Source organism: Pseudomonas sp. Irchel s3h14 (assembly GCF_900187425.1).
Taxonomy (GTDB): domain Bacteria; phylum Pseudomonadota; class Gammaproteobacteria; order Pseudomonadales; family Pseudomonadaceae; genus Aquipseudomonas.
In genome coordinates this window covers 333,690-351,407 of sequence record NZ_FYDJ01000002.1, presented here as the reverse complement: position 1 = coordinate 351,407, position 17,718 = coordinate 333,690, and the positions used below count along the sequence as shown (strand labels likewise).

The window sequence follows — 17,718 nt, the reverse complement described above, 5'->3', positions numbered from 1 at the left end:
CATGCAGACACTCAAGGTCGATCTAGGCGAGCGCAGCTACCCGATTCATATTGGCGAAGGTTTGTTGGATCAGCCTGAGTTGCTGGCCCCGCATATCCGCGGACGGCAAGTGGCGATCATTTCCAACGAGACCGTTGCGCCGCTCTATCTCGAGCGTCTGACCCGCAGCCTCGCACAGTTTTCGGTGGTTTCCGTGGTGCTGCCCGACGGCGAAGCGTTCAAGACCTGGGAAACCCTGCAACTGATTTTCGACGGTCTGCTGACCGCGCGGCACGACCGCCGTACCACGGTCATCGCCCTCGGTGGCGGTGTGATTGGTGACATGGCCGGTTTTGCGGCCGCCTGCTACCAGCGGGGTGTCGATTTCATCCAGATCCCGACCACGCTGCTGTCGCAAGTCGACTCTTCGGTGGGCGGCAAGACCGGGATCAACCATCCGCTGGGCAAGAACATGGTCGGCGCTTTCTATCAGCCGAACGTGGTGCTGATTGATACCGCTACCCTCAATACCCTGCCGGCCCGCGAACTGTCCGCCGGGCTTGCAGAAGTCATCAAATACGGGCTGATCTGCGACGAGCCGTTCCTGACCTGGCTTGAAGACAACGTCGATCGCCTGCGTGCCCTGGACCAGGTCGCCCTGACTTACGCCATCGAGCGCTCTTGCGCGGCCAAGGCTGCGGTGGTCGGTGCCGACGAACGGGAGACCGGTGTTCGCGCCACGCTCAACCTGGGCCACACCTTCGGCCACGCCATCGAAACCCACATGGGCTATGGTGTCTGGCTACATGGTGAGGCGGTCGCTGCTGGCACCGTAATGGCCTTGGAAATGTCCGAACGCCTGGGCTGGATCAGCAAGCAAGAGCGCGATCGCGGCATTCGTCTGTTCCAGCGTGCCGGCCTGCCGGTCATCCCGCCTGAAGAGATGACTGAAGCCGATTTTCTCGAACACATGGCAATTGACAAGAAAGTGATCGACGGTCGTTTGCGCCTGGTGCTGCTGCGCCACATGGGCGAAGCGGTGGTGACCGACGATTATCCGAAAGAGGTTTTACAGGCCACGCTGGGAGCGGATTACCGCGCTCTGGCTCAGCTTAAAGGTTAATAAGATCCCGATGACTAGTTTGCACGCCGACGAGGCTTTCCTCGGCCATTACCAGTTGAGTCATGACCCTTTTTCTCCACGGGTGCCTGGCTTCAAATTCTTCCCGGCCCAGCGCAAACCGGTGCTGGGGCAACTGCATCACCTGGCACGCTACAGTCAGTTGCTGCTGGTCGTCACCGGCCCGCAAGGCAGTGGCAAGACGCTGTTGCGTCAGGCCCTGGTGGCCAGCACCAACAAGCAATCGGTGCAGAGCGTGGTGGTTTCCGCCCGTGGCGCTGGTGATGCGGCCGGCGTTCTGCGCCAGGTGGCTCAGGCGCTGAACGTCGCCCAGCCCGAGATCGGCGCGATTCTGGCTCAAGTGGTGCAGCTTGCACTGACGGGGCAGGAAGTCTATTTGCTGGTGGATGACGCCGAGCAACTCGACGAGTCCGCGCTGGAAGCCTTGCTGGCCCTGGCCGCCGGTGCACCGGAAGGTCGCCCGCACGTGTTTCTGTTCGGTGAGTCCTCGCTGATAGCTCAACTGGACGCGCTGAGCCTCGAGGAAGAGCGTTTCCACGTCATCGAGCTGCAGCCTTACACCGAAGAAGAAACCCGCGAGTATCTGGACCAGCGGCTCGAAGGCGCCGGCCGGGGTATCGAACTTTTCACCGCAGATCAGATCTCTGATATTCACGAAAGCTCCGACGGTTGGCCTGGCACCATCAACCAGGTTGCCCGCGATGCAATGATCGAAGCCATGATTGCCAGCCGCTCAGCGGTGAAGCGTCCAAGTATGGGGTTCAACATGCCGAAGAAACACGTATTGGCGATTTCCGCCGTGGTCGTGGTCGCGGTAGCCGCCGCCTGGTTGATGCCGGGTCGCAGCAAAGCACCGACCACTGGCGCACCTGCCAACGAACAGGCGCAACTGCCGCTCGGCCAGGGCACGCCACAACCTGACAGCGGCGGCGCGCCTGCCGTCGAATTCGCCGGTAACTCGCAACCGATGCCATTGCCGCTGGTCGGCAACTCGCAGCCGGTCATGCGCGGTCCGTTGGCCGAAGCCGCCGGTGGCATCACCGAAGGCGACGACGGCGTGCCGGTCGAAGGTTCGAGCGCTACACCGCCGACCGTGACCACCATCGCGCCGCCTGCGGGCATCCAGCCTGGCCCGGCACCGACACCTGCCGCCAAGCCTGTGCCTGCGCCGACTCAGGTCGCGACTGCCAAGCCAGTCCCGGTTGCGCCTGCCGTGAAGCCAGCTCCAGTGCCAGCCAAACCAGCCGCCGCCACCGCTGCCGCCAAACCTGCCGAGAAACCAGCCACCGTGGCCAAGGCCGCCGGTGGCACCTGGTACGCAGGGCAAGCGCCGGGTAACTACGTGGTGCAGATCCTCGGCACCAGCTCTGAAACGGCCGCGCAATCCTTCGTCAAGGAACAGGGCGGCGAGTACCGTTATTTCAAGAAAGTCCTCAACGGCAAGCCGCTTTACGTCATCACTTACGGTAACTTCGCCAACCGCGATGCAGCCGTTACCGCTATCAAGGCCTTGCCAGCGAAGGTTCAGGCTGGTAAACCTTGGCCTCGCACTGTCGCTAGCGTCCAACAGGAACTGGCAACAACTCGCTGAAGATTCGGCGGCCTTACCCAGGCCGCCTCTCCCGGCACCTCAAAATTTCTACAAGCGCATGCCGTCTCTACAGACCGCGTGCCTTGTGGTGTCTGCGTCACAGTAGTCTTTGAGTCGTTGCGGTCAAAATTAAAAAAGTTTTGACTAGCACAGCATATCGCTTTAAACCTTTCACAAATGCGACATAGATTTGCGACATTTCGTCGTCAAATTTGTGAGCCTCTGTGTCGGTGTGTACAATGACCTCCCTTTTGCCCCCGCAAAGCTGGCGTACGTTCGGCGCGGATGGTAAGTGGTTGAATTGAAAAGAAATTTGCCTCGATAAGAGGCAGCCTGGTGAGAAAGTGTCTATGAAAGCAGGTCTGTACCAACCAGATGAATTCAAGGATAACTGCGGTTTCGGCCTGATAGCCCATATGCAGGGCGAGCCCAGTCATACCCTTTTGCAAACGGCCATCGAGGCCCTGACCTGCATGACCCACCGCGGTGGGATCAACGCCGACGGCAAGACCGGTGACGGTTGCGGTCTGCTGATTCAAAAGCCGGATGTGTTCCTGCGAGCCATCGCCCAGGAAACCTTCGGCGTCGAACTGCCCAAGCAATATGCGGTGGGCATGGTCTTCTTCAACCAGGACCCGGTCAAAGCCGAAGCCGCTCGCGAGAACATGAACCGCGAGATCCTCGCTGCTGGCCTGACCCTCGTCGGCTGGCGCAAAGTGCCGATCGACACCAGCGTTCTTGGCCGCCTGGCCCTTGAGCGCCTGCCGCAGATCGAGCAAGTGTTCATCGCCGGTGATGGCCTGAGCGATCAGGACATGGCCGTCAAGCTGTTCACCTCCCGTCGTCGCTCGTCCGTGGCCAACGCCGCCGACGCCGATCACTACGTCTGCAGCTTTTCGCACAAGACCATCATTTATAAAGGCCTGATGATGCCGGCGGATTTGACCGCCTTCTATCCAGACCTCAGCGACCAGCGCCTGCAGACCTCGATTTGCGTGTTCCACCAGCGCTTCTCGACCAACACCCTGCCGAAATGGCCGCTGGCTCAGCCGTTCCGCTTCCTCGCCCACAACGGCGAGATCAACACCATCACCGGTAACCGCAACTGGGCCGTGGCCCGTCGCACCAAGTTCACCAACGATCTGATGGACCTGGAAGAACTCGGCCCGCTGGTCAACCGTGTCGGTTCCGACTCCTCCAGCATGGACAACATGCTTGAGCTGATGGTTACCGGTGGTATCGACCTGTTCCGTGGCGTGCGGATGATCATTCCGCCTGCGTGGCAGAACGTCGAAACCATGGACCCGGATCTGCGTGCGTTCTACGAATACAACTCGATGCACATGGAACCGTGGGACGGCCCGGCCGGCGTGGTAATGACCGACGGTCGCTACGCGGTGTGCCTGCTCGACCGTAACGGTCTGCGTCCGGCGCGTTGGGTCACCACCAAAAACGGCTTTATTACCCTGGCCTCGGAAATCGGTGTCTGGAACTACCAACCTGAAGACGTGATCGCCAAGGGCCGCGTTGGCCCGGGTCAGATCTTCGCCGTGGACACCGAAACCGGCCAGATCCTCGACACCGACGCCATCGACAACCGCTTGAAGTCCCGTCATCCGTACAAGCAATGGCTGCGCAAGAATGCCCTGCGCATTCAGGCGACCATGGAAGACAACGACCACGGTTCGGCGTTCTACGACGTCGACCAGCTCAAGCAGTACATGAAGATGTACCAAGTCACTTTCGAAGAACGTGATCAGGTGCTGCGTCCGCTCGGCGAGCAAGGCTACGAAGCGGTGGGTTCGATGGGCGACGATACGCCGATGGCCGTGCTGTCCCAGCGCGTGCGCACGCCGTACGACTATTTCCGCCAGCAGTTCGCGCAGGTCACCAACCCGCCGATCGACCCGCTGCGTGAAGCCATCGTCATGTCGCTGGAGATCTGCCTCGGTGCCGAGCGCAACATCTTCCAGGAGTCGCCGGAACACGCCTCGCGTGTGATCCTCAGCTCGCCGGTCATTTCCCCGGCCAAGTGGCGCTCGCTGATGAACCTCGATCGTCCGGGCTTCGAGCGCGCGATCATCGACCTGAACTACGACGAAAGCGTCGGCCTCGAAGCGGCGATCCGCAACGTCGCCGATCAGGCTGAAGAAGCTGTGCGCTCCGGCCGTACCCAGGTCGTGCTGAGTGACCGTCACATTGCTCCGGGCAAGTTGCCGATCCACGCTTCCCTGGCCACCGGCGCGGTGCACCACCGCTTGACCGAAAAAGGCCTGCGTTGCGACTCCAACATCCTCGTGGAAACTGCCACCGCTCGCGATCCGCATCACTTTGCGGTGTTGATCGGTTTTGGCGCCTCGGCGGTCTATCCGTTCCTGGCCTACGAAGTGCTGGGCGACCTGATCCGCACCGGTGAAGTACTGGGCGACCTCTATGAGGTGTTCAAGAACTACCGCAAAGGCATCACCAAAGGCCTGCTGAAGATCCTGTCGAAGATGGGCATCTCGACCATCACGTCGTACCGCGGTGCGCAGTTGTTCGAAGCCATCGGCCTGTCTGAAGAAGTCTGCGACCTGAGCTTCCGTGGCGTACCGAGCCGCATCAAAGGTGCGCGTTTCGTCGACATCGAAGCCGAGCAGAAAGCCCTGGCCGCCGAAGCCTGGAGCCCGCGCAAGCCAATCCAGCAGGGCGGTTTGCTGAAGTTCGTCCACGGTGGCGAATATCACGCGTACAACCCGGACGTGGTCAACACCCTGCAAGCCGCTGTGCAGCAGGGCGACTACAGCAAGTTCAAGGAATACACGGCGCTGGTGGACAACCGTCCGGTCTCGATGATCCGCGACATGTTCAAGGTCAAGACCCTGGACACGCCGCTGGACATCAGCGAGATCGAGCCGCTGGAATCGGTGCTCAAGCGCTTTGACTCCGCGGGCATCTCCCTCGGCGCCTTGTCGCCGGAAGCTCACGAAGCCCTGGCCGAAGCCATGAACCGCCTCGGTGCGCGTTCCAACTCCGGCGAAGGCGGCGAAGACCCGGCGCGTTACGGCACCATCAAGAGCTCGAAAATCAAGCAAGTGGCGACTGGCCGTTTCGGTGTGACCCCGGAATACCTGGTCAACGCTGAAGTGCTGCAGATCAAAGTCGCTCAGGGCGCCAAGCCCGGCGAAGGTGGTCAGCTGCCAGGTGGCAAGGTCAACGGTCTGATCGCCAAGCTGCGTTACGCAGTGCCGGGCGTGACCCTGATTTCGCCGCCGCCGCACCACGACATCTATTCGATCGAAGACTTGTCGCAGCTGATTTTCGACCTGAAACAAGTCAACCCGAAGGCACTGGTCTCGGTGAAACTCGTAGCAGAAGCAGGCGTCGGCACCATCGCCGCCGGTGTGGCCAAGGCCTATGCGGACTTGATCACCATCTCCGGCTACGACGGCGGCACCGGTGCATCGCCGCTGACCTCGATCAAATACGCGGGCGCTCCGTGGGAACTCGGCTTGGCCGAAACTCACCAGACCCTGCGTGGCAACGACCTGCGCGGCAAAGTGCGGGTACAAACCGACGGCGGCCTGAAAACCGGCCTCGACGTGATCAAGGCGGCCATTCTCGGCGCTGAAAGCTTCGGCTTCGGCACCGCGCCAATGATCGCCCTGGGCTGCAAGTACCTGCGTATTTGCCACCTGAACAACTGCGCCACTGGCGTCGCGACTCAGAACGAGAAGCTGCGCAAGGATCACTACATCGGGACCGTCGACATGGTGGTGAATTTCTTCACCTACGTCGCCGAAGAGACCCGTGAGTGGCTGGCCAAGCTGGGCGTGCGCTCCCTCGAAGAGCTGATCGGTCGTACCGATCTGCTGGACATCCTCGAAGGCCAGACCGCCAAGCAGCAACACCTGGACCTGACGCCATTGCTGGGCAGCGATCACATCCCGGCAGACAAGCCTCAGTTCTGCCAGGTGGAGCGCAACCCGCCGTTCGACAAAGGCCTGCTGGCCGAGAAAATGGTCGACCTGGCCACTTCGGCGATCAACGACATGAGCGGCGCCGATTTCGCGCTGGATATCTGCAACTGCGACCGTTCGATCGGCGCACGGATCTCCGGTGAAATCGCTCGCAAACACGGCAACCAAGGCATGGCGAACGCGCCGATCACCTTCCGCTTCAAAGGGACGGCCGGTCAGAGCTTCGGTGTGTGGAACGCTGGCGGCCTGAACATGTACCTGGAAGGCGACGCCAACGACTACGTCGGCAAGGGCATGACCGGCGGCAAGCTGGTCATCGTTCCGCCGAAGGGCAGCGTCTACAAGACTCAGGACAGTGCCATTATCGGCAACACCTGCTTGTACGGCGCCACTGGCGGCAAGTTGTTCGCCGCCGGTACCGCGGGCGAGCGTTTTGCGGTGCGTAACTCCGGTGCTCACACGGTTGTGGAAGGCACGGGCGATCACTGCTGCGAGTACATGACCGGTGGTTTCGTCTGCGTATTGGGCAAGACCGGTTACAACTTCGGCTCAGGCATGACCGGCGGTTTCGCCTACGTGCTCGACCAGGACAACACCTTCGTTGACCGGGTCAACCACGAACTGGTGGAAATCCAGCGGATCAGCGGTGAGGCGATGGAAGCCTATCGCAGCCACCTGCAACGCGTGCTGAACGAATACGTCGAGGAAACCGACAGCGAGTGGGGTCGTAACCTCGCTGAAAACCTCGATGACTATCTGCGTCGTTTCTGGCTGGTCAAGCCCAAGGCTGCCAACCTGAAATCGTTGCTTTCCAGCACCCGTGCCAACCCGCAGTGATATGCGCCTGAAGAGTTTGATGAGGTTTTAACAATGGCTGAACGTCTGAATAACGACTTCCAGTTCATCGATGTCGGGCGCAAAGATCCGAAGAAGAAACTGTTGCGTCAACGCAAGAAAGAGTTCGTGGAGATCTACGAGCCCTTCAAACCCCAGCACTCGGCCGATCAGGCCCATCGCTGCCTGGGTTGCGGCAACCCGTATTGCGAATGGAAGTGCCCGGTGCACAACTTCATTCCGAACTGGCTGAAGCTGGTGGCCGAGGGCAATATCCTCCAGGCTGCCGAGCTGTCGCACCAGACCAACACCCTGCCGGAAGTGTGCGGCCGGGTGTGCCCGCAGGATCGTCTGTGCGAGGGTGCCTGCACCCTCAACGACGGCTTCGGCGCGGTGACCATCGGTTCGGTCGAGAAGTACATCACCGATACCGCGTTCGCCATGGGCTGGCGCCCGGACATGTCCAAGGTCATACCGACCGGCAAGCGTGTTGCGGTGATCGGCGCAGGCCCTGCGGGCCTGGGCTGTGCCGACGTGCTGGTACGCGGCGGCGTGACCCCGGTGGTGTTCGACAAGAACCCGGAAATCGGTGGTCTGCTGACCTTCGGCATCCCTGAGTTCAAGCTGGAAAAGACCGTGCTGAGCAATCGCCGCGAAGTCTTCACCGGCATGGGCATCGAGTTCCGTCTGAACACCGAAGTGGGCAAGGACGTGACCGTCGAGCAACTGCTCGAAGAGTACGATGCCGTGTTCATGGGCATGGGCACCTACACCTACATGAAGGGCGGCTTTGCCGGTGAGGATTTGCCGGGCGTGCATGACGCGCTGGACTTCCTGATCGCCAACGTCAACCGCAACCTGGGCTTTGAAAAGTCGCCGGAAGATTTCGTCGACATGAAAGGCAAGAAGGTAGTGGTACTGGGTGGCGGCGACACGGCGATGGACTGCAACCGTACTTCGATTCGCCAGGGCGCCAAGTCGGTGACCTGTGCTTATCGTCGTGACGAAGCGAACATGCCGGGCTCGCGCAAAGAGGTGAAGAACGCCAAGGAAGAAGGCGTGAAATTCCTCTACAACCGCCAGCCAATCGCGATCGTCGGTGAAGACCGCGTCGAAGGCGTGAAGGTGGTCGAGACCCGTCTCGGCGAACCGGACGCCCGTGGCCGTCGTAGCCCCGAGCCAATTCCGGGTTCCGAAGAGATCATCCCGGCTGATGCCGTGGTCATCGCGTTCGGTTTCCGTCCAAGCCCGGCGTCGTGGTTCGAACAGCACAGCATCCAGACCGACAGCCAGGGCCGCGTTGTGGCACCGGAGCAAGGTCAGTACAAGCACCAGACCAGCAACCCGAAAATCTTCGCCGGTGGCGACATGGTTCGTGGTTCTGACCTAGTGGTGACGGCGATCTTCGAAGGCCGCAATGCCGCCGAAGGGATCCTGGATTACCTGGGCGTTTAACGCCCGGCACTGATCTGCGGTAGGGTCAATGTGTGGCAGCGGGTTTGTTCTTTGCGAACATACCCGCTGCTGCAATTGCCCATCAGCGCCGCCGGGTTTTCACCCGTTGCATTACCACTACAAAAAACACCGGTACAAACACCACCGCCAGCGTCGCGGTGATCATCCCGCCGATCACGCCTGTGCCGATCGCCTGCTGGCTCGCCGAACTGGCGCCCGTGGCAATCGCCAGCGGCACCACACCCAGAATGAATGCCAGCGATGTCATCACAATCGGCCGCAATCGCAAACGCGCGGCTTGCAGGGTGGCGTCGATCAAATCGTGACCTTCGTCATAAAGGCTTTTGGCAAATTCGATGATCAGGATCGCGTTCTTCGCCGACAGGCCAATGATGGTGATCAATCCGACCTTGAAGAAGACGTCGTTGGGCATCTCGCGCAGTGTCACCGCCAGCACCGCGCCGAGCACGCCGAGCGGCACCACCAGCAACACTGACGTCGGAATCGACCAACTCTCGTACAACGCCGCCAGACACAAAAACACCACCAGCAGCGACAAGCCGAGCAGGATCGGCGCCTGATTGCCGGACAAGCGTTCCTGCAACGACAGCCCAGTCCATTCCTGGCCCAGCCCGGCCGGTCCTTGCGCCACCAGACGTTCGATTTCCGCCATGGCTTCACCGGTGCTGTAGCCAGGAGCCGGCTCACCGGAAATGCTGATCGACGGGTAACCGTTGTAACGGTTCAATTGCGCCGGTCCTTGAATCCACTTGGCCTGGACGAAGGCTGACAGCGGCACCATTTTTCCCTCGTTGTTGCGCACGTGCATCTTCAGCAGATCATCGACCTGATTGCGCTGCTCGCCCTCAGCCTGGACCACCACCCGTTGCATACGCCCCTGGTTGGGGAAGTCATTGATATAGGCCGAACCGATGCCCGTGGACACCACGTTGCCAATTTCGGCGAAAGACACGCCCAGCGCATTGGCGTGCCGGCGGTCGATATCGAGTTTTACCTGTGGCGCCTCGGCAAGGGCGCTTTCGCGGACGTTGATCAGGATCGGGCTGGCTTGCGCGGCTTCCAGCAAATCGCTGCGCGCCTTCATCAGCGTGGCATAGCCGAGGCCGCCACGGTCCTGCAAGCGGAATTCGAAACCGCTGGACGTGCCGAGACCGTCAATCGGCGGCGGCAAAACAACGAACACTTCTGCCCCTTTGATCTGGCTCACCACCGCGTTCGCGCGATCGGCGATGGCCGCCGCCGTGTCATTGCTGCCCCGCTGCGACCAATCCCTGAGCACGGTGTAACCCAGCCCGGCGTTCTGTCCGCTGCCGGAAAAACTGAAGCCGAGCACGAAGGTGCTGTTGTCCACACCCGGCTCGGTGGCGTTATGCGCTTCGATCTGCTTGATCACCTCGACCGTGCGATTCTGGCTCGCGCCGGGGGGCAATTGAATGTCGGTGATCGTGTAGCCCATGTCTTCGACCGGAAGAAACGAGGACGGCAGGCGACTGAACGTTACCACCAGCACAATCAGCAGCCCGCCATAGATGAACAGATAACTCCCGCTGCGTTTCAATGCATACGCGACCCCATCCTGATAGCGGTCGGTCAGTTGTTCGAAGCGACGGTTGAACCAACCGAAGAACCCGCGAGCAGCGTGGTCACCCGGTTCAACAGGCTTCAGCAACGTCGCACACAGCGCCGGGGTCAGGGTCAGGGCGAGGAATGCCGAGAACAGAATGGACGTGGCCATGGTCAGGGAGAACTGCTGATAAATCACCCCGACCGAGCCTTGCATGAACGCCATCGGGATAAACACGGCAACCAGTACCACGGTAATACCGACGATGGCGCCGCTGATTTGCTTCATTGCCTTGCGCGTTGCTTCCTTGGGCGAGAGCCGCTCCTGAAGCATGATTCGTTCAACGTTCTCCACCACCACGATGGCGTCGTCCACCAGGATGCCGATCGACAGCACCATGCCGAACATGGTCAGCACATTGATGGAGAATCCCAGCACCTGCATGATCGCAAAAGTGCCCATCAACGCCACCGGCACCACCAGCGTCGGAATCAACGTATAGCGGATGTTTTGCAGGAACAGGTACATCACCGCAAACACCAGCACCATCGCTTCGAGCAATGTGTAGACCACTTTGGTGATCGAGACTTTGACGAAGGGCGAGGTGTCATACGCGATCTGGTACTTCATGTCCGCCGGGAAATAACGGGTCAACTCATCCATCTTCGCGCGCACCAGCGTCGCCGTGCTCAACGCGTTGCCACCGGGCGTCAGTTGCACGCCCAGTTCGCTGGAAGGCTGGCCATTCAGGCGCGTGCCGAACTGGTATTCCTGGCTGCCGATTTCGACCCGGGCGACATCGCCCAAACGTACGACGGCGCCATTGGTCTCGGCGCGCAGCACGATGTCGGCGAACGCTTCGGGGCTCGACAATTGTCCTTCAACGAGGACCGTCGCGGTGATTTCCTGACTGCCGCTGACCGGTAATTCGCCGAGGCTGCCGGCCGCTATCAGCGCGTTCTGAGCGAGTATCGCAGCGTTGACGTCCGCCGGCGTCAGGTTGAAAGCGATCAGTTTTTGCGGGTCGACCCAAATGCGCATGGCCCGCTCGGAGCCGAACATCTGGACCTTGCCGACGCCGTCCAGGCGCTTGATTTCGTTGACCACATTGCGCGCCAGATAATCGCTGAGGGCAACGTTGTCGACATCCGCGCTGGTGCCGATCAGCGAGATGAACAACAGGAAACCTGTTGAGACTTTCTCCACGCGCAACCCTTGTTCTATCACCGCTTGGGGAAGGCGCGACTCGATGACTTTCAAGCGATTGAGTACGTCGACCTGCGCAAGCTCGGGATTGGTGCCGGGTTTGAAGGTCGAGGTGATCGTGGCGGAACCCTGGCTGCTGCGCGATTCAAAATACAGAAGATGATCAGCGCCGCTGAGCTCTTCCTCGATCAGGCTGACGACGCTTTGATCCATTGCCTGCGCCGAAGCTCCAGGATAGGTGGCGACAACTTCGATTTTCGGCGGGGCAATGTTGGGGTACTGCGCCACTGGCAACTGCGGTATCGCCAGTGCGCCGGCGAGCAGGATGAACAGCGCAATCACCCAGGCGAACACTGGGCGATCGATAAAGAACTGCGGCATAAAAAAGCGTCCTGCTTACTGACCAGTCGCCTGGGCAAGGGGAAGAGGGGAGTTATCGATCTCGACTTTTTCGCCGGGACGAGCATGTTGCAGACCTTCGACGACGATGCGATCACCCGATTTGAGGCCATCAGTGACCACCCATCGATGCTGATTTACCGCGCCCAGTTGCACCGTTTTCAGGCTCACGCGCTGTTCGTCATCGACCAGCAGTACTTGGGGCAATCCCGCGCTGTTGCGCACGATGGCGCGCTGCGGGACGCTGATGCCGCGTTGATCGATGGCCTGCTCCAGCCGGACCCGCACGAAGCTGCCGGGCAGCAAGTCGAGATCCGGATTGGGAAACTCGCTGCGCAGGATGATCTGGCCTGTGCCGGGGTCGACGGTGATGTCGCTGAAAAGCAGCTTGCCGGGCAACGAATAGAGGCTGCCGTCGTCCTGAATCAGCGTGGCTTTGGCCTGGTCCTGACCAAGCTGTTGCAACTGGCCGGAGCGCAAAGAGCGGCGTAGTTCGTTGAGCTCACGGGTCGATTGAGTCAGGTCGACGTGAATCGGGTCCAGTTGCTGAATTAGCGCCAGCGGTGTTGATTCGTTCTGTCCGACCAGAGCGCCTTCGGTCACCAATGCGCGACCGATGCGCCCGGAGATGGGAGCGGTAACAGTGGAATAACTCAAATTCAGACGCGCGCGTTGCACCATCGCCTGGTTGGCCGCGACGTCAGCTTCGGCCTGCTGAGCCGCCGCGCGCGTGTTGTCATATTCCTGGGCGCTGATCGCATTGCCCGAGATCAATCGGCGGTAGCGCTGTTCTTGCAGGCGCGCGCGCGTCGCATCGGCCTGCGCTCTTTTCAGTCCAGCCACGGCACTGTCCAGATCGGCTTGAAGGGGCGCAGGGTCGATGTAAAACAGAACGTCACCCTGTTTCACTTCACTGACTTGCTCGAACACGCTTTTGTGCACCACCCCAGCCACTCGGGCGCGTACCTGGGCAATGCGTGGTGCCGCAACCCGGCCACTCAATTCGCTGGTGACGGAAAGGGGCCTGGCTTCCAGGGTTTCGATGCTGACCTTTACAGGGGCGGATTCCGGCGTGTCGGATGCCTGTGTACAGCCGCTGACAATAATGGCCAGTACCAATGAACCTGACGCGAAATGCAGTTTTCTATACATCGACACCCCTCCATAAGAGGCGCGGATGCTAGGAAGGGACGGTTAATTCGTTGTTAAGCGGGTCTTGGAAGAGTGCGAGTAGATGTGACGTCGCCCTCACGAGCACGCCTGTTTGCGCCTCCGGCAAAGGTTCAGGAGGCGTGGCGCCGCGTTTGACTGGCGCGACAAATTGACCCGATAGACAAAAGGCTGACCTGCAACCGTGCCTTTTGCGTCGCGCTCTGAGAAAATGCCCGCACTTTTTTTCCGGATGCCGACATGACTGCCCTGAAGAACGACCGTTTCCTTCGCGCCCTGCTCAAGCAACCCGTAGACGTCACGCCTGTCTGGATGATGCGTCAGGCCGGTCGCTACCTGCCGGAATACCGCGCCAGCCGTGCCAAGGCCGGTGACTTCATGAGCCTGTGCATGAACCCGGAGTTCGCTTGCGAAGTCACGATGCAGCCGCTCGACCGCTACCCACAACTGGACGCGGCGATCCTGTTCTCCGACATCCTGACCATCCCCGATGCCATGGGCCAAGGCCTGTACTTCGAAACCGGTGAAGGTCCGCGCTTCAAGAAAGTCGTCAGCACCCTGGCTGACATCGAAGCCCTGCCAATCCCTGATCCGCACAAAGACCTCGGCTACGTCATGGACGCGGTCAGCACCATCCGCCGCGAACTGAACGGCCGCGTGCCGCTGATCGGCTTCGCCGGCAGCCCATGGACCCTGGCCACCTACATGGTCGAAGGCGGCTCGTCGAAAGACTACCGCAAGACCAAAACCATGCTCTACGACAACCCGCAAGCCTTGCACCTGCTGCTGGACAAGCTCGCGCAGACGGTCACCAGCTACCTCAACGGCCAGATCATGGCCGGGGCGCAAGCGGTGCAGATCTTCGATAGTTGGGGCGGCAGCCTCTCGGCGGCGGCGTACCAGGAGTTCTCCCTGGCCTACATGCGCAAAATCGTCAGCGGCCTGATCCGCGAACACGAAGGTCGCAAAGTGCCGGTGATTCTGTTCACCAAGAACGGCGGCCTGTGGCTCGAAAGCATTGCCGATGCTGGCGCTGATGCGCTCGGCCTGGACTGGACCTGCGACATTGGCAGCGCCCGTGATCGCGTCGGCAGCAAAGTCGCCCTGCAAGGCAACATGGACCCGACCGTGTTGTACGCCAAGCCAGAAGCCATCCGCACCGAAGTCGGCCGCATCCTCGCCAGCTACGGCAAGGGCAGCGGCCACGTGTTCAACCTCGGCCATGGCATCACGCCTGAAGTCGATCCGGAACACGCTGGCGCCTTCCTGCGCGCGGTGCATGAACTGTCGGCGCAGTATCACGAGTGATCGTGAACTGATAAAGCGCTAGGCTTTTCTGTGGGAGCGAGCTTGCTCGCGATGAGGCCATAACATTCAGCATCTAAGTTGGCTGTTATGCCGCCATCGCGAGCAAGCTCGCTCCCACAGTTGTTTATGGATGACTGGATATTTGTGTTTAAGCCTTTACACCGCCGAGCGGTGGCAACTTCGCCAGTTTCAGCGCCACCAGCAGCGCAATCACCAGCAACCCGCCAATGAACAACCCGATCCCGTTCCACCCGCCCATGTGCCAGAACACCCCGCCCGCCGTCCCGGCGATGCTCGACCCGGCGTAATAGCTGAACAGATAAAGCGACGATGCTTGCCCTTTGGCCTTGATAGCTCTGCGGCCAATCCAGCTACTCGCCACCGAATGGGCGCCGAAGAAGCCGAAGGTGAAGATCAACATGCCAATGATCACCACCGGCAGCGGCGTAAGCATGGTCAGGGCGAGGCCGGCGATCATCAGCACGATGGTCGCCCACAGCACTTTGCGCCGGCCCAGTTTGTCGGCCAACGAGCCGATTTTCGCTGAACTGTAGATGCCCGACAGATACACCACCGAGAGCAGCCCGACGAAGGCCTGATCCATGTGGTATGGCTCGGCCAGCAGGCGATAGCCGATGTAGTTGAAGAGGGTGACGAACGCGCCCATCAGCACAAAGGCTTCGAGGAACAGCAGCGGCAGGCCAGCGTCACGAAAGTGCATGGTGAAACCGTCAATCAAGCTGCGCGGGTGCAATGAGCGGGCGCGGAAGTTGCGCGACTCGGGAAGGATTTTCCAGAACACCGCCGCTGCAATCAGGGCCAGGCCGCCGATCACCAACATCGCCGTGTGCCAGCTGACGAAATCGATCAACACACCAGTGATCAAGCGTCCGCACATCCCGCCAATCGCGTTACCGCCGATGTACAAACCCATGGCCAGACCGATGTGCTGCGGGTGAATTTCTTCGCTCAGGTAAGTCATGGCGACTGCTGCCAGACCGCTCAACGACAACCCTATCAGCGCCCGCATCACCAGCACGCCGTGCCAGCTCGGCATCATTGAACTGGCGATTGTGCAGAGCGCGGCGGCGAACAGCGCGGCGACCATCACCGGTTTACGCCCGATGCGATCAGAGATCGGGCCGGTGATCAGCAGGCCGATGGCGAGCATGCCGGTGGCGACCGACAGGATCAGGCTGCTCTGAGCCGCATTGATGGAGTACTCATGGGACAGCAGCGGCATCATCGGCTGCACGCAATAAAGCAGAGCGAAGGTCGCGAAGCCGCCGGAGAATAGTGCCAGCACCGTGCGCATGAACATCGGTGTGCCTTTTTCGATGTAGATCTCCTTTAGTTCGGCGACAACATCGTCCACCGCTGCGGGCGGAACTTCATGGGCAAGTGGAGCGACAGCAGTTTTCACTTCGGACCTCGGTGGGCGCAGCCGGTCAGGCAATGAAAAAAGCATATAGCTGCCTAATGATTCAATCCAATATATTGTTCGACCTGTTTGATAGGTTTAACGACCTAATGGAGTTTTCATGGAATTGCGTCACCTGCGCTACTTCATTGCTGTTGCCGAAGAACTGCACTTCGGCCGCGCCGCCCAGGTGCTGGGCATCTCGCAACCGCCGTTGAGCCAGCAGATTCAGGTGCTGGAGCAGGAGGTGGGCGCGCGATTGTTCGAGCGCACCAATCGTCGGGTCGAGCTCAGTGAAGCCGGCCGGCTGTTTCTGGAAGAAGCGCGGCTGGTGTTGGCGCAGGTCGACAAGGCGGCGGATGTTGCACGGCGGGCGCAGTTGGGTGAGCTGGGTGAACTGAAGATTGGCTTCACCTCGTCAGCGCCGTTCAACTCGACCATCCCTCAGGCGATTTTTTCGTTTCGCCAGCGATTCCCGGCGGTGCACCTGAACCTACGGGAGATGAGCAGCACCCAGGTGGCCGATGCGTTGGTGGATGAGTCGATTGAAGTCGGGATCATGCGGCCACTTGGGTTGCCTGACTCGCTCAGCGTGGTGGAGCTGATGCGTGAGCCACTGGTGGCGGTGCTCAGCTCCAAGCATCCATTAGTGACCGATAGTGAAGAAGGCTTATTTCTGTCGGCCCTGGCCCTCGAGCCCTTCGTTTTCTTCCCACGCAGTTATGGCAGTGGTCTGTACGCACAGTTGCTCAGCCTGGCGCGGGATGCCGGTTTCAGTCCGCACTTTGCTCAGGAGGCGGGCGAGGCGATGACGATTATCGGGTTAGTGGCGGCGGGGTTAGGTGTATCCGTGCTGCCGGCGTCTTATCAGCGGATGCGCATCGAAGGGGTGGTCTATCGACCGTTGCTTGATCCAGAGGCGGTGTCGGCGGTGTGGCTGGTGCAGCGCAAGGATCAGAAGTCGCCGATGGCCAAGGCGTTTGTGGAGTTGTTGACGCGTAAGGTTGAAGGAATCTGAGCAAGTTACCGCACTTGGGACATCCTAAGTTACGGATCCGCCTTAGGGATTTATCCGATTCTTGCGCAAAATCGATTTTTTTCGATGAGTGCCATGGATGCCACTTCTATATCAGCCCAAGGAAGGCAGCGTGCTGATTTGCGATTTCAGGGGCTATGAAGTCCCTGAGATGATCAAGGTCAGGCCCGTTGTCGTGATACGTAAGCATAGAACGAACAGCTTGCTGGTAACGGTTGTGCCGTTGAGTACTACCGCTCCGGATCGCGTACTTGAGCATCATCTGGAACTTCAAAGTCATCTCCATGGTGCGAGTCCAATTTGTTGGGCAAAGTGCGATATGGTTGCGACAGTAAGTCTCTCCCGACTTGACCGGATCAAAAGCCGAGACCGTCAGGGGAAGCGTATTTATGTCATTTCACAACTTGAAACAGATGAGTTCTACGCAATAAAAATCGCAGTGCGCAGCGCTCTTGGGCTGTAATGGCATAAGGTATGGAGTGGTCGGGCAAACTGCCATCCGTTGCCCCAGGTTCAATTTCAAGCAATACTGCCCGCGTTCCCGAAAGGGGCTTGTGAGACTCTGAGGATCCTGGGTAACCAGCCATCGCAGAGCCAGACAGGTACAGGGCGATGACAAGCCGACCTGTTTGTGA

Annotated in this window: 10 protein-coding genes; 7 read left to right on the top strand and 3 right to left on the bottom strand. The window is 60.1% G+C overall.

The window, feature by feature from the left end:
* Position 1: 1 nt before the first annotated feature.
* The 4 genes from aroB (at position 2) to CKW16_RS05145 (ending at position 8,959) form a co-directional block, all read left to right on the top strand.
* Positions 2 to 1,102: a 3-dehydroquinate synthase gene (aroB, locus tag CKW16_RS05165; RefSeq protein WP_095127495.1), complete on the top strand. Its 1,101-nt coding sequence runs from the start codon at positions 2 to 4 to the stop codon at positions 1,100 to 1,102.
* Between the two features lie 10 nt (positions 1,103 to 1,112).
* Positions 1,113 to 2,711 carry an SPOR domain-containing protein gene (locus CKW16_RS05160; RefSeq protein ID WP_095127494.1) on the top strand — a complete coding sequence of 533 codons (1,599 nt, stop codon included), beginning with the start codon at positions 1,113 to 1,115 and terminating at the stop codon, positions 2,709 to 2,711.
* Positions 2,712 to 3,061: 350 nt separating this feature from the next.
* Positions 3,062 to 7,507, top strand: coding sequence for a glutamate synthase large subunit (gene gltB, locus CKW16_RS05150; RefSeq protein WP_095127493.1), 4,446 nt, complete (start codon positions 3,062 to 3,064; stop codon positions 7,505 to 7,507).
* A 33-nt stretch (positions 7,508 to 7,540) separates the two neighbouring features.
* A complete protein-coding gene (locus CKW16_RS05145; RefSeq protein WP_008149580.1) occupies positions 7,541 to 8,959 on the top strand; it encodes an FAD-dependent oxidoreductase in 1,419 nt (472 codons plus the stop codon).
* An 82-nt stretch (positions 8,960 to 9,041) separates the two neighbouring features.
* Here CKW16_RS05145 and CKW16_RS05140 read toward each other — a convergent pair whose 3' ends face one another.
* Together CKW16_RS05140 and CKW16_RS05135 are read right to left on the bottom strand one after the other, a co-directional pair.
* Entirely contained in the window at positions 9,042 to 12,131 is a 3,090-nt protein-coding gene (locus tag CKW16_RS05140; protein WP_095127492.1) for an efflux RND transporter permease subunit, read from the bottom strand.
* 15 nt (positions 12,132 to 12,146) lie between these two features.
* A complete protein-coding gene (locus tag CKW16_RS05135; protein WP_095127491.1) occupies positions 12,147 to 13,301 on the bottom strand; it encodes an efflux RND transporter periplasmic adaptor subunit in 1,155 nt (384 codons plus the stop codon).
* Between the two features lie 258 nt (positions 13,302 to 13,559).
* On the opposite strand from CKW16_RS05135, the gene hemE reads away from it, so the two are divergent.
* Entirely contained in the window at positions 13,560 to 14,627 is a 1,068-nt protein-coding gene (hemE, locus tag CKW16_RS05130; protein ID WP_056741195.1) for a uroporphyrinogen decarboxylase, read from the top strand.
* 148 nt (positions 14,628 to 14,775) lie between these two features.
* Here hemE and CKW16_RS05125 read toward each other — a convergent pair whose 3' ends face one another.
* The gene (locus CKW16_RS05125; RefSeq protein ID WP_095127490.1) at positions 14,776 to 16,050 is read right to left on the bottom strand and encodes an MFS transporter; all 1,275 of its coding nucleotides are present in this window, start codon (positions 16,048 to 16,050) and stop codon (positions 14,776 to 14,778) included.
* Positions 16,051 to 16,168: 118 nt separating this feature from the next.
* On the opposite strand from CKW16_RS05125, the gene CKW16_RS05120 reads away from it, so the two are divergent.
* Both CKW16_RS05120 and CKW16_RS05115 read left to right on the top strand, forming a co-directional pair.
* Positions 16,169 to 17,065 carry a LysR family transcriptional regulator gene (locus tag CKW16_RS05120; RefSeq protein ID WP_095127489.1) on the top strand — a complete coding sequence of 299 codons (897 nt, stop codon included), beginning with the start codon at positions 16,169 to 16,171 and terminating at the stop codon, positions 17,063 to 17,065.
* A 97-nt stretch (positions 17,066 to 17,162) separates the two neighbouring features.
* Positions 17,163 to 17,546, top strand: a complete 384-nt coding sequence (locus CKW16_RS05115) for a type II toxin-antitoxin system PemK/MazF family toxin (RefSeq protein WP_095127488.1) — start codon at positions 17,163 to 17,165, stop codon at positions 17,544 to 17,546.
* Positions 17,547 to 17,718 lie beyond the last annotated feature (172 nt).